Source organism: Pseudomonas sp. D2002, from assembly GCF_013385735.1.
In the GTDB taxonomy this organism is placed as follows: Bacteria; Pseudomonadota; Gammaproteobacteria; order Pseudomonadales; family Pseudomonadaceae; genus Aquipseudomonas.
In genome coordinates, this window is sequence record NZ_JACAPL010000017.1 from 392 (window position 1) to 697 (window position 306).

1 protein-coding gene is annotated in these 306 nt (G+C 54.2%); it reads left to right on the top strand.

Annotated features, from left to right (window positions below; genetic code table 11):
• A partial coding sequence (locus tag HX783_RS26520; RefSeq protein WP_177018827.1) for an immunoglobulin-like domain-containing protein occupies positions 1-306 on the top strand: 306 nt, incomplete at both ends.

The window sequence follows — 306 nt, forward strand, 5'->3', positions numbered from 1 at the left end:
GAAGGCGGTAACTTCGAGAACTTGGTGACCGATCCGAAAGCAGCTGAAACGGCTATCACCGATTCGATCGACAACACCACGGTTACGTTGACTGCTGACAAGGCTTCGGTAGTTGAAGGTGGGGAGATTACCTATACCGCGACCTTGACCAACAAGGCGCAAACCGACGTCACCGTGACGTTGAGCAACGGCCAGACCATCACTATCAAGGCTGGTGAAACCGTCGGCTCGACTGTTTTCCAGACGCCGGCGAACGACGTTTACAACAATGGCTCCACCGTCAGCACTACGATCACCAAGACCGAA